Genomic DNA, 25,378 nt, shown 5'->3' on the forward strand with positions numbered 1-25,378 from the left:
CCTTCAGGAGGCACGGACATGGCCAAGAACAAGAACCGTGACCGCAGTCAGAAGTCCGGCGCCGCCCAGGCCGAGCGCGGACAGCAGCAGTCGCAGCAGTCGGCGATGGAGGCGCAGGCGAAATCGGCCGTCGAGGCGACCCCGGGCGACGTCGCCCGCAAGCACCGGGAGCGCCGCTTCGGGCACAACTGACGCGGCCGCGGTGCGGCGGTAGCGCGACAGCAAAGGGGCGCGCCCGGGAAAGCTCCCGGGCGCGCCCCGTGCGTACGGTCCGCCGGCCGCTCAGCCGGTCAGGCAGGAGGCGCCGAGCAGCACCTTCAGGTCGCCGAAGAGCGAGGGGTCGGCGGTGACGCGGTGCTTGTCCAGGCGGAGCACGGTGGTCTTCCGGGTGCCCTGGAGCTTGATCCGCACCTCCGTGGAGCCGCGGTGCTGGTTCAGCACGTCACCGAGCTTCTCGACCAGCGGCGGGGTGACCTTGAGCGTCGGGATGGTGATCGTCAGCGGCGCGTTCGTCCCGGCGTCCGTGAGGTCGGGGATCATCATCTCCATCGCGACCAGGCGCGGGACGTCCTCGCGCTTGTCCAGGCGACCCTTGACGAAGACGATCGCGTCCTCGACGAGCTGGGTGGAGACCAGCTGGTAGGTGGCCGGGAAGAACATGCAGTCGATGGAGCCGGCCAGGTCCTCGACCGTGGCGATGGCCCAGGCGTTGCCCTGCTTGGTCATCTTGCGCTGGAGGCCCGAGATGATGCCGCCGATGGTGACGATCGAGCCGTCGGAGTAGTCGCCGCCGGTGAGCTGCGCGATCGCCGCGTCCGCCTTGTCGGACAGGACGTGCTCCAGGCCGAACAGCGGGTGGTCGGAGACGTACAGACCCAGCATTTCGCGCTCCTGCGCGAGCAGGTAGGTCTTGTCCCACTCCACGTCGGAGAACTCCACGTCCAGGCCGAAGCCGGGGCCGCCGTCGTCCGCCTCGTCGCCCATCCCGCCGAAGAGGTCGAACTGTCCCTCGGCCTCCTTGCGCTTCACCTGCACGACGTTGTCGATCATCGTCTCGTAGTGCGCGGTGAGGCCCTTGCGGGTGTGGCCCATCTCGTCGAAGGCGCCGGCCTTGATCAGCGACTCGGTGGTGCGCTTGTTGCAGACCACGGCCTCGACCTTGTCGAGGTAGTCGGGGAAGGAGGAGAACTTCCCCTTGGCCTTGCGGCTGCGGATGATCGCCTCGACGACGTTCGTGCCGACGTTGCGGACGGCGGAGAGGCCGAAGAGGATCACGTCGTCGCCCTGGGCGGCGAAGTTCGCCTCGGACTCGTTGACGTTCGGCGGCAGGACCTTGATGCCCATCTTGCGGCACTCGTTCAGGTAGACCGCCGACTTGTCCTTGTCGTCGCGCACCGAGGTGAGCAGCGCGGACATGTACTCGGCCGGGTAGTTCGCCTTGAGGTAGGCGGTCCAGTACGTGACCAGGCCGTACGCGGAGGAGTGCGCCTTGTTGAACGCGTAGCCGGCGAACGGGACCAGCACGTCCCACAGCGCCTGGATCGCCTGGTCGGAGAAGCCGTTCTTCCGGGCGCCCGCCTGGAAGAGGACGAAGTTCTTCTCCAGCTCCTCGGGCTTCTTCTTGCCCATCACGCGGCGGAGGACGTCCGCCTCGCCGAGGGAGTACCCGGCGACGATCTGGGCGGCCTTCTGGACCTGCTCCTGGTAGACGATCAGGCCGTAGGTGAGGCCCAGGACCTCCTTGAGCGGCTCCTCCAGCTCCGGGTGGATCGGCGTGATCTCCTGGCGGCCGTTCTTGCGCTCCGCGTAGTTGGTGTGGGAGTTCATGCCCATCGGGCCCGGCCGGTACAGGGCCGAGACGGCGGAAATGTCCTCGAAGTTGTCGGGCTGCATCTGGCGCAGCAGCGACCGCATCGGGCCGCCGTCGAACTGGAAGACGCCGAGCGTGTCACCGCGGCAGAGCAGCTCATACGTCTTCGGGTCGTCGAGCGGGATCTCCAGGAGGTCCAGCGAGACGCCCTTGTTGGCCTCCACCATCTTCCGGGCGTCGTCCATGATGGTGAGGTTGCGCAGGCCCAGGAAGTCCATCTTCAGCAGGCCGAGCGACTCGCACTGCGGGTAGTCCCACTGCGTGATGGTCACGCCGTCGGTGTGCCGCGTCCACAGCGGGGCGTGGTCCACGATCGGCTCGCTGGACATGATCACGCCGGCCGCGTGCACACCCATCTGCCGGACCAGGCCCTCCACACCCTTGGCGGTGTCGATGACCTTCTTCACGTCCGGTTCGTTCTCGTACATCGACCGGATCTCGCCGGCCTCGCTGTAGCGAGGGTGCTCCGGGTTGGTGATGCCGTCCAGGTCGATGCCCTTGCCGAGGACGTCGGCGGGCATGGCCTTGGTGAGCCGGTCACCCATCGCGTACGGGTAGCCCAGCACACGGGCCGAGTCCTTGATCGCGTTCTTCGCCTTGATCTTGCCGTACGTGCCGATCATGGCGACCTTGTCGGCGCCGTACTTCTCGGTGACGTACCGGATCACCTCGACGCGCCGACGCTCGTCGAAGTCGATGTCGACATCGGGCATGGAGACACGCTCGGGGTTCAGGAACCGCTCGAAGATCAGCCCGTGCTCGATCGGGTCGAGGTCGGTGATGCCCATGGCGTACGCGACGATCGAACCGGCCGCGGAGCCACGGCCCGGGCCCACCGCGATGCCGTTGTTCTTCGCCCACATGATGAAGTCCGCGACGACCAGGAAGTATCCCGGGAACCCCATCTGCAGGATGATGTCCATCTCGTACTCGGCCTGCCGCTGCCGGTCCTCGGGGACGCCGCCGGGGAAGCGGCGGGCCATGCCCCGCCGGACCTCCTCCTTGAACCAGGTGACCTCGGTGTAGCCCTCGGGGATGTCGAACTTCGGCATCAGGTCACGCTTCTCGAACATCCCGGTGGTGTCGATCATGTCGGCGATCAGCCGGGTGTTGTCGCAGCCCTCCTGCCATGCCTCGGAGGAGTCGATGGCGTACATCTCCTCCGTGGACTTGAGGTAGTAACCGGTCCCGTCGAAGCGGAAGCGGTCCGGATCCGACAGGTTCTTACCGGTCTGGATGCACAGCAGGGCGTCGTGCGCGCTCGCCTCGTGCGAGTAGGTGTAGTGCGAGTCGTTGGTGACCAGCGGGGGAATCCCCAGCTCCTTGCCGATCTTCAGCAGGTCCTCGCGGACCCGGCGCTCGATCTCGATGCCGTGGTCCATCAGCTCCAGGAAGTACCGGTCCTTGCCGAAGATGTCCTGGTACTCGGCCGCCGCCTTCTTCGCCTCTTCGTACTGCCCCAGGCGGAGCCGGGTCTGCAGCTCACCGGAGGGGCAGCCGGTGGACGCGACCAGGCCCTCGGACCACTGGGAGATGGTCTCCTTGTCCATCCGCGGCCACTTCTGCAGCCAGCCCTCGGCGTAGGCGTCGGAGGTGAGCTTGAAGAGGTTGTGCAGACCGGTCTTGTTCGCCGCCCAGATCGTCTTGTGGGTGTAACCACCGGAACCGGAGACGTCGTCACGCTTCTGGTGCGGCTGGCCCCACTGGATCTTGCGCTTGGTCCGCCGGGACTCCGGGGCGACGTACGCCTCGATGCCGATGATCGGCGTCACGCCCGCCTTCTGCGCGGAGTGGAAGAAGTCGTAGGCGCCGTGGAGGTTGCCGTGGTCGGACATGGCGACGTGCGTCATGCCCATTTCATTGGCGGCCTTGAACATGTCCTTGAGCCGCGCGGCACCGTCCAGCAGCGAGTACTGGGTGTGAACGTGCAGGTGCGTGAACGGCGGCTTGGCCACGGCGGGAGACCTCCGGGAGCAGTCGGCTGGAGAGGGGTGGACGGTCTGGAAGTCTACGACTCCGAGCTGACAATCGAGGCGTTCGGAATCGGACCGGCGGCGCGTCAGCGCCTCGATGAGGGGTGGTGGTCGGGCGACGGGCGGGCACGCGCAGGTAGCCTCGCGCGTTGTCAGTCACGGAACATCCGTCCGAAAGCAGATGGCCCCCGCACGGGCCCCAGGAGGCAGCAAGCGATGTCGACCCAGCACGCCCCGGCGCAGGACGCCGCCCAGCGCGGCGAGGAGATACTCGCCGTCTTCGACACCGCCTTCGGGGAGCTGCTGGCCGCCGACCCCGCGGCCTTCCGGGTGAAGTTCCGCAAGATGGCCGCCTCCGCGTTCGCCTTCTACCGCGGCACGGCCTGCCTGTTCTACAAGGACCTGGAGCAGGGCAAGGACACCGGCCCGTACCTGGACGAGCGGACCTCCCGGGTGTGGATCCACGGCGATCTGCACGCGGAGAACTTCGGCACGTACATGGACGCCACCGGCCGGCTGATCTTCAACGTCAACGACTTCGACGAGGCCTACGTCGGCCCCTTCACCTGGGACCTCAAGCGCTTCGCCGCCTCCGTGGCGCTCATCGGGTACGCCAAGGCGCTCAGTGACGAGCAGATCACCGACCTGGTGCGCACCTACGCCGCCGCCTACCGGGAGCGCATCCACGCCCTGGCCGCCGGCGCCAAGGACGACGAGGTCCAGCCCTTCACCCTGGACACCGCCCAGGGCCCGCTGCTGGACGCGCTGCGCGACGCCCGCTCGCTCACCCGCTTCGCGCTGCTGGACTCGATGACGGAGATCCGCGAGTTCGAGCGGCGCTTCTCCCCCGGCGGCGGCGCCATCGAGCTGGACGCGGCGACCCGCTACAAGGTCCTCGCGGCGTTCGACGGCTATCTGGAGACGCTGCCGGAGTCCAGCCTCGCCCGCCCGGACTCCTACCGCGTCAAGGACGTCGTGGGGCGCCGCGGTATCGGCATCGGCTCGGCCGGCCTGCCCTCGTACAACATCCTGCTGGAGGGCAACAGCGACGCCCTGGAGAACGACGTCGTGATCTACATGAAGCAGGCGCAGACCCCGGCGGTCTCCCGGCACGTCACCGACCCCGAGGTGCGCGGCTACTTCCAGCACGAGGGGCACCGCACGGTGATCTCCCAGCGCGCGCTGCAGGCGCACGCCGACCCGTGGCTGGGCTGGACCGAGCTGGACGGCAGCGGCCAGCTGGTCGCGGAGATCTCGCCGTACGCCGTCGACCTGGACTGGTCCGACATCGACGAGATCGACGAGATCGCGGCGGTCGTCGCCGACCTGGGCCGGGCGACGGCCGCGATGCACGCGGCGGCGGACGACGAGAGCGGCCACTCGCTCGTGCCGTTCTCCACGGAGCGCGCGATCGACGCGGCCATCGCCGCCGACGAGGAGGGCTTCGCCGAGCTGCTGGTGGACTTCGCGCACGGCTACGGCTCCCGGGCCCGCCGCGACCACCAGATCTTCGTCGACCTCTTCCGCAACGGCCGCATCCCGGGCCTGTGATCCCCGGGGCCCGGCCCCGGGCCCCGATTCACAGAACCCCCTTAAGCGGCGCTTACTCCGCCCCATGGCAGACTCGATTTCGATGGACATTTCGGCGGCACACCTGAGGGCACTGCGTGCGGCGCTCTTCACGGCGCTGTGCGTCACGCTGTCCACCGCCTCCCATGTGCTGCTCTCCCGGATGCCGCTGCCGCTGACGACGGTGGCCGCGCTCGCCGCCGTCGTCTTCGTGCTCGCGTACGCGCTGGCGGGCCGGGAGCGGCGCTTCGGGCCGATCGCGGCCCTGCTGGTACCGCTGGAACTGGCCGCCGACACGGTCTTCAGCGTCGGCCAGCACGCCTGCTACGGCATGGCCGGCGGCCCCGTCGCCGGCCCGCTCCGCTCGCTGGGCGTGGACCTGCTCTGCCGCGGCGGCGACGTCGGCACCCCGCTGGCCCGGGCCACCGGCCACCACCCGGCCCCCGCCGCCACCTGGCTGCTGCTGCTCGCCGCGCACGTCGCGGTCGGGCTGCTGGCCGCCGCCTGGCTGCGGCGCGGTGAGGCCGCGCTGGAGCGGCTGCTGGGCTCGCTGGCCGTCTTCGCGCTGCGGCCGCTGCTGGTCGCGGTCGCGGTGCTCGGCGCCGGCCGCGCCCCGCGCCGCCGGGCCGTACCGCCCGTGGCGGTCGCCGCGCCCCCGCGCTCCCTCCCCCTGCTCGTGCACTGCGTCGTCCGCCGGGGACCGCCGGCCTGCTCCCTCGCGGCCTGACGCCGCGAGCCACCGGTCCCCTCCCCTTTCCGTACGGGGCGCGGCACGCCGTCTCCGGCGCCGCCCCGGCACAGCAGACCCCAGGAGCAACCCGATCATGAGCAACCGCAACAGCCAGGCCAACAAGCAGGCAGCGCGTGAGCGGCTGCGCGCCGAGCGCGAGCGGCAGGCCAAGAAGGACAAGGTGCGCCGTCAGCTGACGGTCGGCGGCGCGATCGTCGTGGTGCTGGCCATCGCCGGCGGCATCGGCCTGGCCGTCGCCAACTCCGGCGGCGGCGACGGCAGCCCGGAGGACACCTGGGCCAAGGCCAAGAACGCCAAGCTGGTCAAGCCGGCCCACACCTCCGGCGCCGACGGCACCACCGTCACCATCGGCGAGAAGGGTGCGAAGAACACCCTCGCGCTGTACGAGGACCCGCGCTGCCCCGGCTGCGCCAACTTCGAGCAGAACGTCGGCGAGACGGTCGAGAAGGACATCGCCGACGGCAAGTACAAGGCCACCTTCCACCTGGGCACGTTCCTGGACGACAACCTCCAGGGCACCGGCTCCAAGAACGCGGTGAGCGCCCTGGGCGCCGCGCTGGACAAGAGCCCCGAGGCGTTCCTGAAGTACAAGTACGCGCTGTACTCGAAGAAGTACCACCCCGAGGAGACCGGCCCGGACAAGTTCGCCGACGACGCGTACCTGATCAAGGTCGCGGACACGGTCCCCGAGCTCAAGGGCGACAAGGCGTTCCAGAAGGCCCTGAAGGACGGCACGTACGACCGCTGGGCGCTGACGATGTCGGACGCGTTCAACAACGCCAAGGACGTCCGCAGCACGCCCACGATCAAGCTGAACGACAAGCTGCTCTCCGCCGACGGACAGAGCGCGCCGTCCACGGCCGCCGTCTTCAACTCCCTTGTGGAGAAGAACCTCAAGAAGTAGCGGACGCACCGGTGACGGCCGGCGGAGGTACGGGCGGCATACGTCCCGTACGTCCGCCGGCCGTTGCCGAATCTTGACCTCGCGCCGGCCGGCCCCCGTGGCAGACTCCCCGCCATGGAGGGGACCGCATGAGCAACCGCAACAGCCAGGCCGCCAAGTCCGCAGCCCGGGAGCGCATACGCGCGGAACGGGAGCGGGAGAAGAAGCGCGCGAGGCTCCGCCGTCAGCTCGTCGTGGCGGGCGGTGTGCTCGGCGTCCTGGTGATCGCCGGCGGCATCGGCTACGCCGTGATGAAGGCCAACGAGCCCACCGGCTGGGAAGCCGCCAAGGAAGCGAAGCTGGTGCGGCCCGCGCACACCCAGGGCAAGAACGGCACCGAGATCGTCATCGGTGACAAGAGCGCGAAGGACACCCTGGAGGTGTTCGAGGACATCCGCTGCCCGGCGTGCGCCGCCTTCGAGCAGTCCACCGGCCCGGTGCTGCTGAAGGACATCGACGACGGCCGCTACAAGGCCCGCTTCACGATGTACGCCTTCATCGACGACATGGGCGGCGGCGAGGGCTCCAAGAACGCGCTGAGCGCGCTGGGCGCCGCGCTGGACAAGAGCCCCGAGGCGTTCCTCCACTACAAGGAGGCGCTGTACTCGCTGAAGAACCACCCCGAGGAAAGCGTCGACACCTACGCCAAGGACTCCGCACTGCTGAAGGTCGCCGGCCAGGTGCCCGAGCTCAAGGGCGACGCGAAGTTCGAGCGGGCGGTCAAGGACGGCACGTACGACCGCTGGGCGATGGAGATGGCCGGGCTGTTCGGCCGCAAGGGCGTCAAGGGCACCCCGACCTTCATGCACGGGGACAAGAAGCTGACGATGGCGCCGATCCCCCAGCAGCAGATGACGCAGGCGCAGTACAACAAGCTCGCGCAGGCCAACTTCAAGAAGATGATCGACAAGGAGTTCGGCCCGGCGGAGAAGTAACGCGCCGCCTGCGGTGACCAGGGGCGCGGGTTCATGAATTCGATGGAATCCGTACCCCTGAAGTCACTTACCAGCCAGTAGGGTGATCGGCCGTGACCGATCATGACCAGATCTCGCGCCGTACTGCCGTCACGGCCGTAGCCGCCACCGCCGCCCTGCTGCCCCTCGGCACCGCCGCCACCGCGCGCGCCGCCGACCGGACCGCCAGGGCCGCCGCGGTGGCCCCCTTCCAGCACGGCGTCGCCTCCGGCGACCCGCTGCCCGACGGCATCCTGCTGTGGACCCGCGTCACCCCCGCCGCCGACGCCCTGCCCGGTTCGGGCAAGGGCGCGGCCGCCGAGGTGGGCTGGCAGGTGGCCACCGACAAGGGCTTCACCGAGGTGGTCGCGCGGGGAACCGCGACCGCCTCGGCGGCCACCGACCACACCGTCAAGGCGGACGTACGGGGCCTCTCGCCCGCCACCACCTACTGGTTCCGCTTCACCGCGCTCGGCGTCCACTCCCCCGTGGGACGCACCCGCACCGCGCCCGCCGCCGGCACCGCCGCCACGAACGTCCGCTTCGGCGTGGTTTCCTGCGCCAACTGGGAATCCGGCTACTTCTCGCCCTACCGCCATCTCGCGGCCCGCACCGACCTGGACGCGGTGCTGCACCTCGGGGACTACCTCTACGAGTACAAGACCGGCGAGTACCCGGCCCTGAAGTACGTGGTCCGCCCGCACTCCCCCGGCCACGAGATCATCAGCCTGGCCGACTACCGCATCCGGCACGGCGTGCACAAGACCGACCCGGACGCGCAGGCGATGCACGCCGCGCACCCGGTGATCGCGATGTGGGACGACCACGAGTTCGCCGACAACGCCCGGAAGGACGGCGCGGAGAACCACACGCCGGACACCGAGGGCGACTGGGCGGCGCGGATGGCCGCGGCCAAGCAGGCGTACTTCGAGTGGATGCCGGTACGCCCGTCCACCGCCGGCACCACCTACCGCCGCCTGCAGTTCGGCACGCTCGCCGATCTGCACCTGCTGGACCTGCGCAGCTTCCGCGACGAGCAGGCGCCGATCGGCAGCGGCGAGGTCGACGACCCGGGCCGCACGATCACCGGGCGGGCGCAGCTGGACTGGCTGAAGGCGGGCCTGGAACGCTCCGCGGCGGCCTGGCGGCTGGTCGGCACCTCCGTGATGATCTCGCAGGTGGCGTTCGGGTCCGTGCCCGCGCATCTGCTGGAGCCGCTCGCCGAGGTGCTGGGCCTGCCCAAGGAGGGGCTGGCGATCAGCACCGACCAGTGGGACGGCTACACCGACGACCGGCGCGAGCTGCTGACGCACCTGAGCGACCGGTCCATCGGCAACACCGTCTTCCTCACCGGCGACATCCACATGTCCTGGGCCAACGACGTGCCGCTCAAGGCCGCGACGTACCCGAGCCAGGCGCCGGTGGCCACCGAATTCGTCGTCACCTCGGTCACCTCCGACAACCTCGACGACACCCTGCACGTCGCGCCGCACACGCTGTCGCTGCCCGCCGCCGCGGCGGTCCGGGCCGCCAACCGCCACGTGAAGTGGGTGGACATGGACAGCCACGGCTACGGCGTCCTGGACGTCACGGCCGAGCGGACGCAGATGGACTACTTCGCCGTCTCCGACAAGGCGGACCGGAACGCCACGTCGTCGTGGCAGCGCTCGTACCGCACGCTCAGCGGCACCCAGCGCATGGAGCGGGCCGAGGGGCCGGTGGCCTGAGCGGGAGCCCGTGCACGGCCGCCGGCGGCGCCCCGGGGCTCAGAGGCTCGCGAGGAAGCCCAGCCCGACCTTCCAGGCGCCCTCGGCGGCCTCCTTGTCGTGGTCCGGCAGCCCGTCGTCGGTGAAGAGGTGCCCGGCCCCCGGGTAGCGGTAGACCTCGACGTCGGCGCCGGCCCGCTGCATGCGGAGGTACCAGGCGTTCAGCCAGTCGTGCGGCTCGAAGGGGTCCGGGTCGGCCACGTGCAGCTGCACCGGCAGGTCGTCCACGGCCGCGTCGTCGGCGATGTCGGAGGTGCCGTGGAGCAGCAGCAGGCCGCGCGCCTTGGCGTCGGCCAGCGCCAGGTTCTGGGCCACGGAACCGCCGAAGGACAGGCCCGCGTAGATCAGGCCGCGGTCGGAGTACGGGGCCGCGGCCACCACCGCGCGCCGCAGCAGCTCGTCCTTGCCGATCTCGTCCTTGATCTCGATGCCGTCCTCGATGGTGTCGGCGGTGCGCCCGTCGAACAGGTCGGGAACGATCACTTCGTGGCCGGCGGCACGCAGTCGCTCGGCACCCGCCTGTACGGCCGGCCGCAGCCCGTACACAGAATGGAACAGAATGACGGTTTGAGTCGCCGCGGAGCCGGTCACTGGTTTCACTTCCCTGTCGATGGATCGCACTCCTCCCATCGTGCCAGTTACGGTCGACAGGAAGCGGACCCCGACCAGGAGGGATCACGTGTCCATGGAGGACGTACTGCGTCCGCTGATCGTCGTGGGCGGCTCCGTCGCCCTCACGCTCGCCCTGGGATGGGCGGCCGATCTGGCGATGCGCCGGGCCGATGCCGCGCGCCCGGACACCCCCTTGTGGGGCCTGCTGCGGCGCTGCCGGATCCCGCTCCAGGTGGTGCTCCTGACGGCGCTGCTGCGCGGCACCTTCGACCGCACCAAGCTCAAGATCATCGACGAGCACAGCGCCGGAATCGGCCAACTGCTGTCGCTGGTCCTGATCGCCGCCACCGCCTGGCTGGCGATACGCGTCTCGGCGGCGATCGTGGAGTCCTCGTACTCCCGGTACGCGGCGGGCGCCCGCGACGCCGCCCGGGTCCGCCGGGTCCGTACGCAGGTCACGCTGATCCAGCGGGTGGTCACCGCGGTGGTCGCGGTGGTCGCCGTCGCCGCGATGCTGCTGACCTTCCCCGCGATGCGGGCGGTCGGCACCTCGATGCTGGCCTCGGCCGGTGTACTGGGCATCGTCGCCGGTGTCGCGGCCCAGTCCACGCTCGGCAACCTCTTCGCGGGCCTGCAGATCGCCTTCGGTGACATGGTGCGGATCGGCGACACCGTCGTGGTGGAGGGCGAGTGGGGCACGGTCGAGGAGATCACCCTGACCTTCCTGACCGTACGGACCTGGGACGAGCGCCGGATCACCATGCCGGTCTCCTACTTCACCAGCAGCCCGTTCGAGAACTGGTCGCGCGGCGGCGCGCAGATGACCGGCACCGTCTTCTTCCAGCTCGACCACCGCGCGCCCGTCGAGGAGATGCGCGAGAAGCTCCAGGAGATCCTGAAGAACTCCGACTCCTGGGACGGCCGGGCACAGACCCTGGTGGTCACCGACACCACCCCCAGCACGATCGAGGTGCGGGCGCTGGTCACCGCCCGGGACGCGGACGCGATCTGGACGGTCCGCTGCGAGGTGCGCGAGCAGATGATCACCTGGCTGCGGGACGCGCATCCGTACGCGCTGCCGCGCATCTCGACCGCGGCGGCGCCCGTTCTGGAGGAGCCCGTTTCGGAGGAGCCCGCCGCGGGGCGGACCGGGCCCACGCTGGAGAAGTAGCGTTTCTCCAGGCCCTGGAGAAGTAGCGTTTCTCCAGCTCGCTCAGGACGGCGTGCGCAGGCTGCGGACGTCGAGATGGCGCAGCACCCGGTCGACGACCTCCGGGTCCGAACCGGGCTCGCTGCGGGCCGCGAGCACCTCGTGGCGCGCGGCGGACAGCAGCTCGCTCTGGATGCGCTGGACCTTCTTCACACGGGCGATGCGCTTGTCGTAGCCCTCGCGCCGCTCGTCGTCCACGATGTCCGGCGAGATGCGGGCGCCCATCTCGTACGTGCTCCGGGACAGCCGCTCGACGACCTCGTCGGACAGCTCCTCCTCCGACACGATCTCCTTCAGCCGCCGCTTGGAGGCCTTGACCACGCGGACCGCGAGCTCGCGCTCCAGCGCGTCCTCGGCGTCCGTGTCGGCCCGCACCCCCAGCCGCTTGACCAGGAAGGGCAGCGTCAGGCCCTGCACCACGAGGGTGGCCAGCACCACCGCGAAGGCGATGAAGAGGATCTCGTCGCGGGCCGGGAACGGCCCGCCGCCGTCGACCTCGAACGGGATGGCCAGCGCCAGCGCCACCGACGCCACCCCGCGCATCCCCGACCACCACATGACGATGGTCTCCCGCCAGCTGGTCGGGATCTCCTCCGCGATCCGGTGCCGGTGCAGCCGCTGCGCCAGCCACGCGGCGGGCAGCAGCCACAGCAGCCGCAGGCCCACCACGACCCCGATGACGGCGGCGCAGGCGCCCAGCAGCTGCTGCCAGTGCCCGGCGGCGGTGCCGAAGATGTTGTGCAGCTCCAGGCCGATCAGGCCGAAGGCGACGCCGGTGACGAGCGTGTCGACGACCTCCCAGAAGGTGTGCCCGGCGAGCCGGCCCATCACGTCGTCGGCGTCGGCGGCGTAGTGCGCGAGGAAGAGCGCGGCGGTGAGCACCGAGAGCACGCCCGAGCCGTGCAGCTCCTCGGAGAGCACGTACGCCACGAACGGCACCAGCAGCGTCAGCCCGACCTGGAGCGTCGCGTCGTCGACCACTTCCATCAGCTTGTTGGCCAGCCAGCCGAGGACCACGCCGACCGCTATGGCCACCACGGCCGAGAGCAGCAGCTGGCCGACGGCGGACGGCGCGGAGAACTCGCCGGAGACCGCGGCGGCCAGTGCCACGTGGTACAGCACGATCGCGGTGACGTCGTTGAAGAGGCCCTCGCCCTCCAGGATCGACACCAGACGGCGGGGCAGGCCGAGCTTGCCGGCGACGGCGGTCGCGGCGACCGGGTCCGGCGGCGCCACCAGCGCGCCGAGCGCCACGGCGGCGGCCACCGGCAGGCCGGGGACGACGCTGTGCGCGACGGCGGCGACGGCGGCGGTGGTCGCGAAGACCAGCGCCACCGCGAGCAGGAAGATCGGCCGGATATTGGCGGTGAACTGGCGCCAGGACGTGCGCTGCACCGCCGCGTACAACAGGGGCGGCAGCAGCAGCGGGAGGATGAACTCCGGCGGCACCTGGACGTTCGGGACGAACGGCAGCAGGGCCAGCACGGCGCCCGCCAGGGTCATCAGCACCGGTGACGGGAGTCCCAGCCGGTCGCCGAGGGGGACCATGAGCACGGCCCCCAGCAGCAGGACGAACATCAGGGCCAGCTGGTCCACGGCAGGCACGCTCCGGAGCTTCGAAATCAGTCGATCACTGATCAAGCCTGCCATGAACTCCGGGAAACGCCCGTCGGCGACCCCGTGGGGACCGGCCGCAACGGCCGGCCGCCGGGGGTCAGGCGCTCTCGGCCCGCACCCGGTCCAGGGCCCGCTGGAGGTCCTCCGGGTACTCGCTCTCGAACTCCACCCAGCGGCCGTCGCCCGGGTGCTCGAAGCCCAGCCGCACGGCGTGCAGCCACTGCCGGGAGACGCCCAGGCGCTTGGCGAGGGTGGGGTCGGCGCCGTAGGTCAGGTCGCCGACGCAGGGGTGGCGGTGCGCGGACATGTGCACCCGGATCTGGTGCGTGCGGCCGGTCTCCAGCTTGATGTCCAACAGGCTGGCCGCGCGGAACGCCTCGACCAGGTCGTAGTGCGTCACGGACGGCTTGCCGTCGGCGGTGACCGCCCACTTGTAGTCGTGCTGCGGGTGACGGCCGATCGGGGCGTCGATCGTGCCGCTGAGCGGGTCCGGGTGGCCCTGGACGAGCGCGTTGTACCGCTTCTCGGGGACGCGCTCCTTGAACTGCCGCTTCAGGGAGGTGTACGCGCGCTCCGACTTCGCCACGACCATCAGGCCCGACGTGCCGACGTCCAGGCGGTGCACGATGCCCTGGCGCTCGGCGGCGCCGGAGGTCGAGATGCGGTACCCGGCGGCGGCCAGGCCGCCGATGACCGTCGTGCCGTTCCACCCCGGGCTGGGGTGCGCGGCGACGCCGACAGGCTTCATGATCACGACGATGTCGTCGTCGTCATGGACGATCTCCATGCCCTCCACGGGCTCGGCGACGATCTCCACCGGCGCCGCGGCCTGCGGCATCTCGACTTCGAGCCAGGCGCCGCCGTGCACCCGCTCGGACTTCATCACCTCGGCCCCGTCCACCCGGACCTTGCCGGCGGCGGCCAGCTCGGCCGCCTTCGTACGGGAAAAGCCGAACATCCGGGCCAGCGCGGCGTCGACGCGCTCGCCCTCCAGGCCGTCCGGTACGGGCAGGGTGCGGATCTCGGGAATCGTGCTCACCCCACGAGTATGGCAGTCCCGCGGGCGCTCCCGTCGGCCCCGCCCCCGCCTGTGGAAAACCCTGCCCGGACGCGGCGTCAGTCCTTGTGGAGCGTCCCGTCCGGGTCCAGGCCGCGGAAGGAGAGCAGCACGATCAGGATGCCGCCGCACACGATCCCGGAGTCGGCGAGGTTGAAGACCGCGAAGTGCGCCGGGGCGATGAAGTCGACCACCGCGCCCTGGAAGACGCCCGGCGAACGGAAGAGCCGGTCGGTGAGGTTGCCGAAGGCGCCGCCGAGCAGCAGGCCGAGGGCGATCGCCCAGGGCAGGCTGTAGAGCTTGCGGGCGACCCGGAAGATCACCACGATCACCGCGACGGCGATCAGGGTCAGGAAGATCGTCAGCGCCTCGCCCATGCTGAAGGCGGCCCCGCGGTTGCGGATCACCTCGAACTGGAGCAGCGTCCCGATCACCTGGACCGGCGCGTGGTGCTCCAGCTTCGCCACCACCAGCAGCTTGCTGCCGAGGTCCAGCAGGTACACGATCAGCGCGACGACCAGCAGCGCGGTGATCCGCCGCCGCTTGGGCTGCGTCGCCGTGGCGCCCGCCTCCGCCGCGCCCCGCTCGACCTCTCCGCCGTCCCCCTGCCCGGGCTCCGGCCCGGATTCCGGCGTACCGGTGATGCGCTCCGCCTCTGCCACCTGTGAAGTCCCTCGGCCCGTCGTTTCCCCGGCCAGGCCACGCCTGGCTGAGGTTCGAGGGTACGGCACGGGGGCCGGCCGTAGGTGAGTACGGGTACCCGGGGGCGGTACGGACGCGGGGCCGGGGCACGAAGGCCCCGGCCCGGCCGCTAGCGGCGCTCGGTCTTCTGCTTGCACTCCACACAGAGCGTGGCCCGCGGGAACGCCTGCATCCGGGCCTTGCCGATCGCCTTGCCGCAGTTCTCGCAGAGGCCGTACGTGCCGGCGTCCAGCCGCTCCAGCGCCCGCTCGGTCTGCAGCAGCATCTCGCGGGCGTTCGAGGCCAGCGCCATCTCGTGCTCACGGGTGATGTTCTTCGAACCGGTGTCGGCCTCGTCGCCCGTGCTGTCGCTGGAGTCCCGCATCAGCCCCGCGATGGCGTCCTCGGAGGACCGGATCTCGTTGCGCAGCCGGTCCTGCTCCGCCCGCAGCATCGACCGGGCCTCCTCGGCCTCGGCCTCCGACCACGGGTCCTCGCCCGGCCGTACGGGCAGCTCGGCGGCGGACGCCGGGCCGGTACGCGCCTTGGGCAGGGCCGTCCCGCCGGCTGTCTGCTCGCTGTCGTCCAGCGCAGCGGCCGGGGCCCCGCCCGGAGTCTTCTTCGCCACCACCGTCTTGGCTCCCGTCTTCTTCGCGGGCACCGCCCCCTCGGGCGGTGCAGCCTTCCTGGCCGTGCTCGTGCCGGCGGACGTGTCGGCCGCGGCGCCCTCCGCCGCGGCCTCCGCTGCCGCTGTCCGTCCCGCCGCGGTCTTCTTCGCGGCGGCCTTCTTCGCCGTCTTCCTGGCCGCCGTCTTCCTGGCGGCGGTCTTCTTCGCCGTTGCCTTCTTCGACGACGTCCGCTTCGCGGGCGCCGCACCGGAAACGGTCTCCTCCGGCGGAGGGTTCCCGGTCGCGGTCTTCTTCGTCCCGGCTTCTCTCACGGGCGGCCCCGTACCGGGCTCCGCCGCCGCGCCCTCGCCGGCCGGCGGATTGCCGGTCGCCGTCCGCTCCGCCGCGGCCTTCTCGGCGGACGTCCCGCCGTCCGGCACGTCCCGCCCGGACCCCGCCGTGCTGTCGTGCGCGGCGGTCTCTTTCGCCACCATGGCCGCGATCCCTTCACGTATGTGATCATGCTCGCGAATCGTGACCGGAACGATAAATCGACTCAGAGCACGCGGCAACGGGACGCACCGCCCTCCACCGTCCGGCTCCCGCCCCGGGAGCCCGGCCTGCATCCGTTGTGCCCCGCTCCCCGGCCCGTAATCCGGCGTCATCGGACGCCCGACAGGGGGTGTCGCGGCACCGTCGTACGCCTGCCGCATTCCGCCGCGTTGCGTATCGGCATTCGGGTCAAGGTTCCCGGCGCCGGTACCTCGGTCGGCGCAGCGGGAAAAGCGGTCGGCCGCAACGGGCCACGCCCCGTACACTGGCCGGAGCGAAAAGCGTGGATGGGACGAGTAGCGCCGCACGCAGCCAAGAGCGACCCGGGGACGGTGGGAGCCCGGGGGTGTGCGCGACGTGAAGATCACCCCGGAGCCGCCGGAAGAACGCCCCAGGACCCCTGGGTGCCAGTAGACCCGGCATCGCGACCCCAATGAGGGGGCCGAGGAGTTCCGCCTCGGCCAAGGAGGGTGGTACCGCGGGAGCAGCCGGCTCTCGTCCCTCCGGTCGGAGAACGCAAGCGGTGTCCGCCGGAGGAAGCCCCCGATGAGTTCCACACCCCAGTACAACCAGGTGCCCGCGCAGGTGGACCTGCCAGCGCTCGAGCATGCCGTGCTCGACTTCTGGCAGGAGCAGAAGGTCTTCGCGCGCACTCTCGACCAGTCCGAGGGGCGCCCGGAGTGGGTGTTCTACGAGGGCCCGCCCACGGCGAACGGCATGCCGGGCGCGCACCACATCGAGGCCCGCGTCTTCAAGGACGTCTTCCCGCGCTTCCGCACCATGCAGGGCTACCACGTCGGCCGGAAGGCCGGCTGGGACTGCCACGGCCTGCCCGTGGAGCTCGCCGTGGAGAAGGAGCTGGGCTTCAACGGCAAGAAGGACATCGAGGCGTACGGCATCGCCGAGTTCAACGCCAAGTGCCGTGAGTCGGTGACCCGCCACACCGACGCCTTCGCCGAGCTGACCACCCGGATGGGCTACTGGGTCGACCTCGACGACGCGTACCGCACGATGAACCCCGAGTACATCGAGTCGGTGTGGTGGTCGCTGAAGGAGATCTTCAACAAGGGCCTGCTGGTCCAGGACCACCGCGTCGCCCCCTGGTGCCCCCGCTGCGGCACCGGCCTCTCGGACCACGAGCTGGCCCAGGGGTACGAGACGGTCGTCGACCCCTCGGTCTACGTCCGCCTGCCCCTAACCTCCGGCCCGCTGGCCGGCGAGGCGGCACTGCTGATCTGGACGACCACGCCGTGGACGCTGGTCTCCAACACCGCGGTCGCCGCGCACCCCGACGTCACCTACGTCGTCGCCACCGACGGCAACGAGAAGCTGGTCGTCGCCGAGCAGCTCGTCGAGAAGGCGCTGGGCGAGGGCTGGACGACGACGGGGCAGACCTTCACCGGCCGCGAGATGGAACGCTGGGCGTACGAGCGCCCGTTCGGCCTGGTCGAGCTCGAAGGCGCCAACTTCGTCGTCAACGCCGAGTACGTCACCACCGAGGACGGCACGGGCCTGGTCCACCAGGCGCCCGCCTTCGGTGAGGACGACCTCAAGACCTGCAAGGGCTACGGCCTGCCGGTGGTGAACCCGGTCCGTCCCGACGGCACCTTCGAGGAGGACCTCGCCCTGGTCGGCGGGCAGTTCTTCAAGAAGGCCGACGAGGCGCTGGTCGCCGACCTCGACGCGCGCGGCCTGCTCTTCCGCCACGTCGCGTACGAGCACAGCTACCCGCACTGCTGGCGCTGCCACACCGCGCTGCTGTACTACGCCCAGCCGTCCTGGTACATCCGCACGACCGCGGTCAAGGACGCCCTGCTGCGGGAGAACGAGAAGACCAACTGGTACCCGGAGTCGGTCAAGCACGGCCGCTTCGGTGACTGGCTGAACAACAACATCGACTGGGCGCTCTCCCGGAACCGCTACTGGGGCACCCCGCTGCCCATCTGGCGCTGCGAGGAGGACCACCTCACCGTCGTCGGCTCGCTCGCCGAGCTGTCGGAGCTGACCGGCACCGACCAAACGGGCCTGGACCCGCACCGCCCCTTCATCGACGACGTGACCTTCACCTGCTCCCACGAGGGCTGCTCGGCGGAGGCCGTACGCGTCCCCGAGGTCATCGACGCCTGGTACGACTCGGGTTCGATGCCCTTCGCGCAGTGGGGCTACCCGTACCGCAACAAGGAGATCTTCGAGAAGCGGTACCCGGCGCAGTTCATCTCCGAGGCCATCGACCAGACCCGCGGCTGGTTCTACACGCTGATGGCCGTCGGCACGCTCGTCTTCGACAAGTCGTCCTACGAGAACGTCGTCTGCCTGGGCCACATCCTGGCCGAGGACGGCCGGAAGATGTCCAAGCACCTGGGCAACATCCTCCAGCCGATCCCGCTGATGGACCAGCACGGCGCGGACGCGGTCCGGTGGTTCATGGCCGCCGGCGGCTCCCCCTGGGCCGCGCGCCGGGTCGGTCACGGCACGATCCAGGAGGTCGTCCGCAAGACGCTCCTGACGTACTGGAACACCGTCGCCTTCCAGGCGCTGTACGCCCGTACGACCGGCTGGGCGCCCACCGCGTCCGACCCGGCCCCCGCGGACCGCCCGATCCTGGACCGCTGGCTGCTCGGCGAGCTGAACTCGCTGGTCGAGGGCGTCACGGAGGCGCTGGAGGCGTACGACACCCAGCGCGCCGGCAAGCTGCTGTCCGCCTTCGTCGACGACCTCTCCAACTGGTACGTCCGCCGCTCGCGCCGCCGCTTCTGGCAGGGCGACGCGGCCGCGCTGCGCACCCTGCACGAGGTCGTCGAGACGGTCACCCGCCTGATGGCGCCGCTCACCCCGTTCATCACCGAACGGGTCTGGCAGGACCTGGTCGTGCCGGTCACCCCGGACGCGCCGGACTCCGTGCACCTCTCGTCCTGGCCGGTGGCGGACAGCTCCGCGATCGACCCGACGCTCTCCACGCAGATGGTCCTGGTCCGCCGGCTGGTCGAGCTGGGCCGCGCCACCCGTGCCGAGTCCGGCGTGAAGACCCGGCAGCCGCTGTCCCGCGCCCTCGTCGCCGCGTCCGGCTTCGAGACGCTCTCCGACGACCTGCGCGCCCAGATCACCGAGGAGCTGAACGTCAGTTCCCTGGCGTCCCTCTCCGAGGTGGGCGGCTCGCTGGTCGACACGACGGCCAAGGCCAACTTCCGCGCCCTGGGCAAGCGGTTCGGCAAGGGCGTCCAGGCGGTCGCCAAGGCCATCGCGAACGCGGACGCCGCCGCCCTGTCGCTGGCCCTCCGCGAGGGCACGGCCTCGGTCGAGGTCGACGGCGAGACGGTCACCCTGGCACCGGACGAGGTCATCATCACCGAAACCCCGCGCGAGGGCTGGTCGGTGGCGTCCGACTCCGGCGCCACGGTCGCCCTGGACCTGGAGATCACCCCGGAGCTGCGCCGCGCCGGCCTGGCCCGGGACGCCATCCGCCTGATCCAGGAGGCCCGCAAGAACAGCGGCCTGGACGTCGCGGACCGGATCGCGCTGCGCTGGAACTCGGAGGACGAGGAGGTCCGTACGGCCCTGGCCGACCACGCGGCCCTGATCTCCGACGAGGTACTGGCGACCGACTTCGCAGCGGGTGAGGCGGACGACGCCTACGGCGAGCCCTTCGCCGACGAGGCCCTGTCGCTGACCTTCCGCCTGCGCAAGGCATAACCGTACGAACGACATACCGAGGCCCCCGGTTCGAGCGAACCGGGGGCCTCGGTGTTTCTGTCTCTCGCCGTCGGCATCGGGCGCCCCGTAGGGGGCGCGGGGAACTGCGCGAGCAACCACAACGGCGCCGCAGCCCGCCGCCGACCTGCCCGCCCACGGCGAACATCGGCACACGCCGAAGGCGAAAACGTGGGCCCACGCCGAACGGCGAAAAGGGCCGGGCCCCCGGGGAAGATCCCCAGGGGCCCGGCCCTGATTGCCGACTACATCGCCGCGTCGGTCACCCGGCGCGACAGCGCCTAGTTGTCGTCCTCGTCGATGAGGAACCCACGCATCGGCGAGGGCGCCTGCTGCATCTGCTGCTGACCCTGCGGCCGCACCGGCGCCATCGGCTGCGTCATGGCCGGCGACATCTGCTGCTGGCTGCCGTACGACGGGGCGTTGCTGCCGTTGGAGCCGCCGTGACCGCCCATGGACTGGTTGCCGCCCATGGTGTGGCTGGAGCCGCCGCCCATGGAGCCGGCACCGGCCGACGCCATCGACGGGGACGCCGGCAGCGAAGCGGCAGCCGGGGTCCGCGGCGGGGCGAGCGAGTCGTCGGACTGGTTCTCCAGCTGACGCAGCTGGCTCTCCAGGTACGACTTCAGACGCGTGCGGTACTCGCGCTCGAAGCCGCGCAGGTCCTCGACCTTGCGCTCCAGCGTGGCGCGGGCGGACTCCAGGGAGCCCATCGCGACGCGGTGCTTCTCCTGCGCGTCCCGCTCCAGCGCGTCGGCCTTGGCGCGGGCGTCCCGCTCCAGGCCCTCGGCGCGGCTGCGCGCCTCGCCGACGATCTTGTTGGCCTCGGAACGGGCCTCCGCGATCGCCTGGTCGGCGGTCTGCTGCGCCAGCGACAGCACGCGAGCCGCGCTGTCACCGCCGGGGCCACCCTGGCCCGGCTGCGGCAGCTGCGGGCCACCGCCGGGGCCGCCCATCGGGCCGCCCATGGGACCGCCGGGGCCCATCTGACCGCCGTGCGGACCCTGCGGACCGGGGCCGTGGCCACCGGGACCTGCGGGCAGCTGCGGTGCACCGCCGGGCAGCTGGGGCGGTCCGCCCATCCCCTGCTGCTGGCCGGGCGGGACCGGCTGCGGACCGGATATGGCGGCGGGCACAGGGGCACCGGGCCGCTGCTGCTGCTGCGGCGGGCCGTCCTGTTCCTGCTGCTGCTTGCGCATCCCCTGCTGCTGCTGGTTCTGCGCGGCGGCACGGGTCGCCGCGGCCAGCTTGGCGCGCAGGTCCTCGTTCTCCCGGAGCAGACGGGTCAGTTCTGCTTCGACCTCATCGAGGAAGGCATCGACCTCGTCCTCGTCATAGCCTTCTCGGAGGCGGACGGTCGTGAACTGCTTGTTCCGCACGTCCTCGGGGGTCAACGGCATCTCTTCTTCACCTCAACGTAGTCGTCGGCAATCGGCAAGACCGTATCGTTCACAACTTGCTCACGACGTTGCTCACGACGGTGATCAGGATGTAGACGATGATCATCAGTACGAAGAAGGACAGATCGAGCGCCACGCCCCCGAGACGCAGCGGCGGTATGACTCGCCGCAGAAGCTTGAGTGGCGGATCGGTAACAGTGTAAGTGGCCTCCAGTACGACCACCATCGCCTTGCCGGGTTGCCATGAACGGGCGAACTGGAAGACATAGTCCATCACCAGCCGGAAGATCAGCACAACGAGGAAGCAGTACAGCGCGATGTAGATCACCTGCAGTGCGATGCCCATCTCGCGCTTCCCTCTCCCCTTGCCTGTGTGGCCCTACGGCCGGTGTGCCCGGTGTTGCGTCTCAGCTCTGGTTGAAGAACCCGCCCTCTGCGATGCGAGCCTTGTCCTCCGCCGTGACATCGACGTTAGCAGGAGACAGCAGGAACACCTTCTGTGTCACCCGCTCGATGCTGCCGTGCAAACCAAACACCAACCCGGCCGCAAAGTCGACAAGTCGCTTCGCGTCCGTGTCGTCCATCTCCGTCAGATTCATGATCACCGGAGTGCCCTCACGGAAGTGTTCCCCGATGGTACGGGCCTCGTTGTAGGTCCGGGGGTGCAGCGTAGTGATGCGGTAGGGCTCCCGCTCGGACACAACCTTGGGCATGATCACCGGTGCGTTCTTCTCCAGGTTCGGGCGTTCGGGTGTGATGGACGCCACGGGTGCGATTCGGGCGGGTCGTCCGTTTTCCGTGGCCGGCGGCGGGGACTCGCGCTGCGCCGGTGGCTGGACGACTCGTACCGGTTCGTCCCGTTCGGGGCGTGCCTCGGTGGGCGGCTGGTGCTGCTGATGCTGCTGCCGCCTCTCGGGCTCGGGCTCCGGGTCGAGTTCGGGCTCGAAGTCGTCGTCGGGGTCGAAGCCCCGGCCGTCGTACCCATCGTCCTCCACGAGGCCGAGGTAGACCGCCATCTTGCGCATCGCGCCGGCCATTCTCTGCGTCCTCCGCTCTGTGGTGGATCGGCTCCGTCACCGGTCGCCTTGGATCCACTCGGCCTGCCCGTCTTTTGACGGTAATGACCATATTTTGTGCTGTGGTCCGACTTGCTTCGCGACGTTACCCGAGCCGTGGTCGGACTCCGAGTACCGCAGTGCCGACGCGTACATGTGTCGCACCGGCGGCCACCGCGTCCTCGAGATCCGAACTCATTCCCGCTGAGACCATTTTCGCAGCAGGATGACTCGCGCGCAGGCCGGATGAGATTTCCATCAGCCGGTCGAAAGCCGCACGTTGGCGGCCCGCGAACGGCCCGGCCAGCGGGGCGACCGTCATCAGGCCCCCCAGCCGCAGCCCCTCGGCCGCCGCCACCGCGTCGGCCAGCGCCGCGACCCCGCCCGGACCCACGCCGCCACGGTCGCCGCGCGCGTCCGACTCGGCGTCGAGCGCCACCTGGATCAGGCACTCCAGCTCGCGTCCGGAGCGCACCGCTTCCTTGGAGAGCGCGGTGACGAGCTTGGCCCGGTCCACGGACTGCACGATATCCGCATAACCAGTTACGGACCGGACCTTATTTGTCTGCAATTGACCGACGAAATGCCAAGTAAGGGGCAAATCGGAGCAGGCCTCTGCCTTGGGTGCAGCGTCCTGGTCCCGGTTCTCCGCGACGTGCCGGATGCCCAATTCCGAAAGGATACGGACATCGCTGGCCGGGTATGTCTTTGTGACCACAATCAGGGTGACATCGTCACGATTACGACCGGCTTCGGCACAAGCGGCGGAGATACGGTCCTCCACCCGGGCCAGGTTCTCGGCCAGTTCTGTTCTACGGTCCGTCACAGCTCAGCCGTCCAGCCATACATAGCTCGCGAGCCGCCCCGTCGTGCGGTCGCGCCGATAGGAGAAATGATCCGCCGACTCCAGCGTGCAGATGTGGGAATGTTCACGCATCCGCACACCGCACCGGGCGAGTTGGGCGGCCACTCCGGCCCCCACGTCGACCGCGGGGGTGCCCCACGTGGTGGTCGCGTACGCCTCGGGCACCACGGCGGCCACGTCGGCACGCATCGCCTCGGGCACTTCGTAGCAGCCGCCGCAGACCGCGGGGCCGGTACGGGCGGTGATCCGCGCGGGATCGGCGCCCAGAGCGGTCATCGCCTCGACGGTGGCCGGAACGACGCCGGCGACCAGGCCGGGGCGTCCGGCGTGCGCGGCTCCCACCACTCCGGCGACCGGGTCGGCGAGGAGGACGGGGGTGCAGTCGGCGGTGAGGACCGCGAGGGCGAGGCCCCGGCGGGCCGTCACGACCGCGTCCACACAGGGCACGTCGGCCCCGTCCCGCCACGGTCCGTCCACGACTGCCACGTCCCGCCCGTGCACCTGGTTCATCCAGACCACATCGGCCGGATCCAGTCCCAGGGACTTGGCCGTCAGCTCACGATTGGTCCGTACCGCCTGCGGGTCGTCGCCCACGGCGCCGCCGAGGTTGAGCGCGGCATACGGAGCGGCGCTCACCCCGCCCCACCGGTCGGTGAAGGCGAAGTGCGCGCCGCTCGCGTCGTCCGTCAGCACAGAGTGCTGCTGTCCTATCACTGCTGGGTCTTCGGCTACTTCAGGAAGTCCGGGACGTCCAGCTCCTCGGCCGTGGTGTCCGTGTACGGACGGGCCGGGGGGACCTGCGGGGTGACCGGGGGCGCCGGGGCCTCGTTGACCGGCGCGGGCTCGGCCGGGGCCGGCTCCTCGTCGCGCACCGGGACGGAGCCGAGGCCGCCGAAGGCCGGGCGGGGCTCCGGGGGCGCGGCCGGACGGCTCGCCGGGGCCGCCGGCTCCTCGCGCTTGCCGGAGGAGGAGCTGATCACGTTCTCGCGGCGGGCCGGCGGCTGACCGCCGTCGAAGCCCGCGGCAATGACCGTCACGCGGACCTCGTCGCCCAGCGCGTCGTCGATGACCGCACCGAAGATGATGTTGGCTTCCGGGTGTGCCGCCTCGCTGACCAGCTGGGCCGCCTCGTTGATCTCGAAGAGGCCGAGGTCGGAGCCGCCGGAGATGGACAGCAGCACGCCACGGGCGCCGTCGATGGACGCCTCCAGCAGCGGCGAGGAGATCGCCATCTCGGCCGCGGCCACCGCACGGTCGTCGCCGCGCGCGGAGCCGATGCCCATGAGGGCCGAGCCGGCCTCGGACATCACGGACTTCACGTCGGCGAAGTCGAGGTTGATCAGGCCCGGGGTGGTGATCAGGTCGGTGATGCCCTGGACACCGGACAGCAGTACCTGGTCGGCGGACTTGAACGCGTCAAGAACGCTCACCTGGCGGTCCGAGATGGACAGCAGCCGGTCGTTCGGGATGACGATGAGCGTGTCGACCTCTTCGCGCAGCTGCGCGATGCCGTCCTCGGCCTGGTTGGCGCGACGGCGGCCCTCGAAGGTGAACGGCCGGGTGACCACACCGATCGTCAGGGCGCCCAGGGAGCGCGCGATGTTGGCGACCACGGGCGCGCCGCCCGTACCGGTGCCGCCGCCCTCGCCCGCGGTCACGAAGACCATGTCGGCCCCCTTGAGGACCTCCTCGATCTCCTCGCGGTGGTCTTCGGCCGCCTTGCGGCCCACGTCCGGGTTGGCGCCGGCGCCGAGGCCACGCGTCATCTCACGGCCGACGTCGAGCTTGACGTCGGCGTCGCTCATCAGCAACGCCTGCGCATCGGTGTTGATCGCGATGAACTCGACGCCCTTGAGCCCGACCTCGATCATCCGGTTGATGGCGTTCACGCCACCGCCGCCGATGCCGACGACCTTGATGACTGCGAGGTAGTTCTGCGGTGCTGCCACGTCGAAGGCCTCTCGCCTCGAGTTACGTGTCGGTGCCTCACTTGTGCTGCGGGCAACGACTGATGCCGATGGGACGGTCCGTATTGCCGACCCGAACCCTAACGTTGAAGTTTAGGGTTACCAGTGCCTGTGTTCCCTGGGTTCTTTGGAACGAGACACTAAGTCGACAAGCGGCGCACGTTCAACGAACACGCCGAACCTCCCGTTTTTCTTTTCACCCTATGTGATCACCCGTAGTG

At 70.3% G+C, this 25,378-nt stretch carries 20 protein-coding genes; 8 read left to right on the forward strand and 12 right to left on the reverse strand.

The genetic code is table 11. The features are described from left to right. Positions 1-18 precede the first annotated feature (18 nt). Positions 19-192 (forward strand): hypothetical protein, encoded by a 174-nt coding sequence (locus tag ABZ840_RS18055; protein ID WP_361560636.1) that lies wholly within the window; start codon positions 19-21, stop codon positions 190-192. A gap of 90 nt (positions 193-282) precedes the next feature. On the opposite strand, the gene dnaE is transcribed toward ABZ840_RS18055, so the two are convergent. After that, positions 283-3,825, reverse strand: a complete 3,543-nt coding sequence (gene dnaE, locus ABZ840_RS18060) for a DNA polymerase III subunit alpha (protein ID WP_361560638.1) — start codon at positions 3,823-3,825, stop codon at positions 283-285. 234 nt (positions 3,826-4,059) lie between these two features. On the opposite strand from dnaE, the gene ABZ840_RS18065 reads away from it, so the two are divergent. The 5 genes from ABZ840_RS18065 to ABZ840_RS18085 all read left to right on the forward strand — a co-directional run bounded on the left by ABZ840_RS18065 (position 4,060) and on the right by ABZ840_RS18085 (position 9,786). Then, a complete protein-coding gene (locus tag ABZ840_RS18065; RefSeq protein ID WP_361560641.1) occupies positions 4,060-5,394 on the forward strand; it encodes a DUF2252 domain-containing protein in 1,335 nt (444 codons plus the stop codon). 82 nt (positions 5,395-5,476) lie between these two features. Beyond that, positions 5,477-6,139: a hypothetical protein gene (locus tag ABZ840_RS18070; protein ID WP_361560913.1), complete on the forward strand. Its 663-nt coding sequence runs from the start codon at positions 5,477-5,479 to the stop codon at positions 6,137-6,139. Positions 6,140-6,236: 97 nt separating this feature from the next. Further along, complete coding sequence (locus ABZ840_RS18075; RefSeq protein WP_361560644.1) at positions 6,237-7,067, forward strand: thioredoxin domain-containing protein; 831 nt, start codon at positions 6,237-6,239, stop codon at positions 7,065-7,067. A gap of 128 nt (positions 7,068-7,195) precedes the next feature. After that, positions 7,196-8,041: a thioredoxin domain-containing protein gene (locus ABZ840_RS18080; protein ID WP_361560647.1), complete on the forward strand. Its 846-nt coding sequence runs from the start codon at positions 7,196-7,198 to the stop codon at positions 8,039-8,041. A gap of 92 nt (positions 8,042-8,133) precedes the next feature. Further along, entirely contained in the window at positions 8,134-9,786 is a 1,653-nt protein-coding gene (locus tag ABZ840_RS18085) for an alkaline phosphatase D family protein (protein WP_361560650.1), read from the forward strand. Positions 9,787-9,825: 39 nt separating this feature from the next. Here the strand turns inward: ABZ840_RS18085 and ABZ840_RS18090 are convergent, their stop codons facing one another. Next, complete coding sequence (locus tag ABZ840_RS18090; protein ID WP_361560653.1) at positions 9,826-10,455, reverse strand: dienelactone hydrolase family protein; 630 nt, start codon at positions 10,453-10,455, stop codon at positions 9,826-9,828. Between the two features lie 55 nt (positions 10,456-10,510). On the opposite strand from ABZ840_RS18090, the gene ABZ840_RS18095 reads away from it, so the two are divergent. Further along, positions 10,511-11,608, forward strand: coding sequence for a mechanosensitive ion channel domain-containing protein (locus ABZ840_RS18095; protein WP_361560915.1), 1,098 nt, complete (start codon positions 10,511-10,513; stop codon positions 11,606-11,608). A 42-nt stretch (positions 11,609-11,650) separates the two neighbouring features. On the opposite strand, the gene ABZ840_RS18100 is transcribed toward ABZ840_RS18095, so the two are convergent. The 4 genes from ABZ840_RS18100 to ABZ840_RS18115 form a co-directional block, all read right to left on the reverse strand. Then, positions 11,651-13,243: a Na+/H+ antiporter gene (locus ABZ840_RS18100; RefSeq protein ID WP_361560917.1), complete on the reverse strand. Its 1,593-nt coding sequence runs from the start codon at positions 13,241-13,243 to the stop codon at positions 11,651-11,653. Between the two features lie 118 nt (positions 13,244-13,361). Further along, positions 13,362-14,303 (reverse strand): RluA family pseudouridine synthase, encoded by a 942-nt coding sequence (locus tag ABZ840_RS18105; RefSeq protein ID WP_361560656.1) that lies wholly within the window; start codon positions 14,301-14,303, stop codon positions 13,362-13,364. Between the two features lie 77 nt (positions 14,304-14,380). Continuing rightward, on the reverse strand, positions 14,381-14,983 hold the full coding sequence (lspA, locus tag ABZ840_RS18110) for a signal peptidase II (RefSeq protein WP_361560659.1): 603 nt from the start codon (positions 14,981-14,983) through the stop codon (positions 14,381-14,383). A gap of 149 nt (positions 14,984-15,132) precedes the next feature. Beyond that, the gene (locus tag ABZ840_RS18115) at positions 15,133-16,104 is read right to left on the reverse strand and encodes a TraR/DksA family transcriptional regulator (protein WP_361560662.1); all 972 of its coding nucleotides are present in this window, start codon (positions 16,102-16,104) and stop codon (positions 15,133-15,135) included. Positions 16,105-16,708: 604 nt separating this feature from the next. Between ABZ840_RS18115 and ileS the strand changes: the two genes are divergently transcribed. Beyond that, the gene (ileS, locus tag ABZ840_RS18120; protein ID WP_361560665.1) at positions 16,709-19,852 is read left to right on the forward strand and encodes an isoleucine--tRNA ligase; all 3,144 of its coding nucleotides are present in this window, start codon (positions 16,709-16,711) and stop codon (positions 19,850-19,852) included. Positions 19,853-20,151: 299 nt separating this feature from the next. On the opposite strand, the gene ABZ840_RS18125 is transcribed toward ileS, so the two are convergent. The 6 genes from ABZ840_RS18125 to ftsZ form a co-directional block, all read right to left on the reverse strand. Next, entirely contained in the window at positions 20,152-21,270 is a 1,119-nt protein-coding gene (locus tag ABZ840_RS18125; protein ID WP_361560668.1) for a DivIVA domain-containing protein, read from the reverse strand. Between the two features lie 49 nt (positions 21,271-21,319). Then, positions 21,320-21,616, reverse strand: a complete 297-nt coding sequence (locus ABZ840_RS18130) for a YggT family protein (RefSeq protein ID WP_223734728.1) — start codon at positions 21,614-21,616, stop codon at positions 21,320-21,322. Between the two features lie 61 nt (positions 21,617-21,677). Next, a complete protein-coding gene (gene sepF / locus ABZ840_RS18135; RefSeq protein ID WP_361560671.1) occupies positions 21,678-22,307 on the reverse strand; it encodes a cell division protein SepF in 630 nt (209 codons plus the stop codon). 124 nt (positions 22,308-22,431) lie between these two features. After that, positions 22,432-23,151: a YggS family pyridoxal phosphate-dependent enzyme gene (locus ABZ840_RS18140; protein WP_361560674.1), complete on the reverse strand. Its 720-nt coding sequence runs from the start codon at positions 23,149-23,151 to the stop codon at positions 22,432-22,434. A 3-nt stretch (positions 23,152-23,154) separates the two neighbouring features. Then, positions 23,155-23,883, reverse strand: coding sequence for a peptidoglycan editing factor PgeF (gene pgeF, locus ABZ840_RS18145; RefSeq protein WP_361560677.1), 729 nt, complete (start codon positions 23,881-23,883; stop codon positions 23,155-23,157). A 35-nt stretch (positions 23,884-23,918) separates the two neighbouring features. Further along, positions 23,919-25,139, reverse strand: a complete 1,221-nt coding sequence (ftsZ, locus tag ABZ840_RS18150) for a cell division protein FtsZ (RefSeq protein ID WP_052865836.1) — start codon at positions 25,137-25,139, stop codon at positions 23,919-23,921. Positions 25,140-25,378 lie beyond the last annotated feature (239 nt).

It is taken from the genome of Streptomyces sp. NPDC047117, from assembly GCF_040643545.1.
Lineage (GTDB): Bacteria > Actinomycetota > Actinomycetes > Streptomycetales > Streptomycetaceae > Streptomyces.

What these genes read in the sequence shown, in the direction of transcription:
- ABZ840_RS18055 (WP_361560636.1), top strand. Translation starts at nt 19, where the DNA reads ATGGCCAAGAACAAGAACCGTGACCGCAGTCAGAAGTCCGGCGCCGCC.
- ABZ840_RS18065 (WP_361560641.1), top strand. Translation starts at nt 4,060, where the DNA reads ATGTCGACCCAGCACGCCCCGGCGCAGGACGCCGCCCAGCGCGGCGAG.
- ABZ840_RS18070 (WP_361560913.1), top strand. Translation starts at nt 5,477, where the DNA reads ATGGACATTTCGGCGGCACACCTGAGGGCACTGCGTGCGGCGCTCTTC.
- ABZ840_RS18075 (WP_361560644.1), top strand. Translation starts at nt 6,237, where the DNA reads ATGAGCAACCGCAACAGCCAGGCCAACAAGCAGGCAGCGCGTGAGCGG.
- ABZ840_RS18080 (WP_361560647.1), top strand. Translation starts at nt 7,196, where the DNA reads ATGAGCAACCGCAACAGCCAGGCCGCCAAGTCCGCAGCCCGGGAGCGC.
- ABZ840_RS18090 (WP_361560653.1), bottom strand. Translation starts at nt 10,455, where the DNA reads ATGGGAGGAGTGCGATCCATCGACAGGGAAGTGAAACCAGTGACCGGC.
- ABZ840_RS18095 (WP_361560915.1), top strand. Translation starts at nt 10,511, where the DNA reads ATGGAGGACGTACTGCGTCCGCTGATCGTCGTGGGCGGCTCCGTCGCC.
- ABZ840_RS18115 (WP_361560662.1), bottom strand. Translation starts at nt 16,104, where the DNA reads ATGGTGGCGAAAGAGACCGCCGCGCACGACAGCACGGCGGGGTCCGGG.
- ileS (WP_361560665.1), top strand. Translation starts at nt 16,709, where the DNA reads ATGAGTTCCACACCCCAGTACAACCAGGTGCCCGCGCAGGTGGACCTG.
- ABZ840_RS18125 (WP_361560668.1), bottom strand. Translation starts at nt 21,270, where the DNA reads ATGCCGTTGACCCCCGAGGACGTGCGGAACAAGCAGTTCACGACCGTC.
- ABZ840_RS18130 (WP_223734728.1), bottom strand. Translation starts at nt 21,616, where the DNA reads ATGGGCATCGCACTGCAGGTGATCTACATCGCGCTGTACTGCTTCCTC.
- sepF (WP_361560671.1), bottom strand. Translation starts at nt 22,307, where the DNA reads ATGGCCGGCGCGATGCGCAAGATGGCGGTCTACCTCGGCCTCGTGGAG.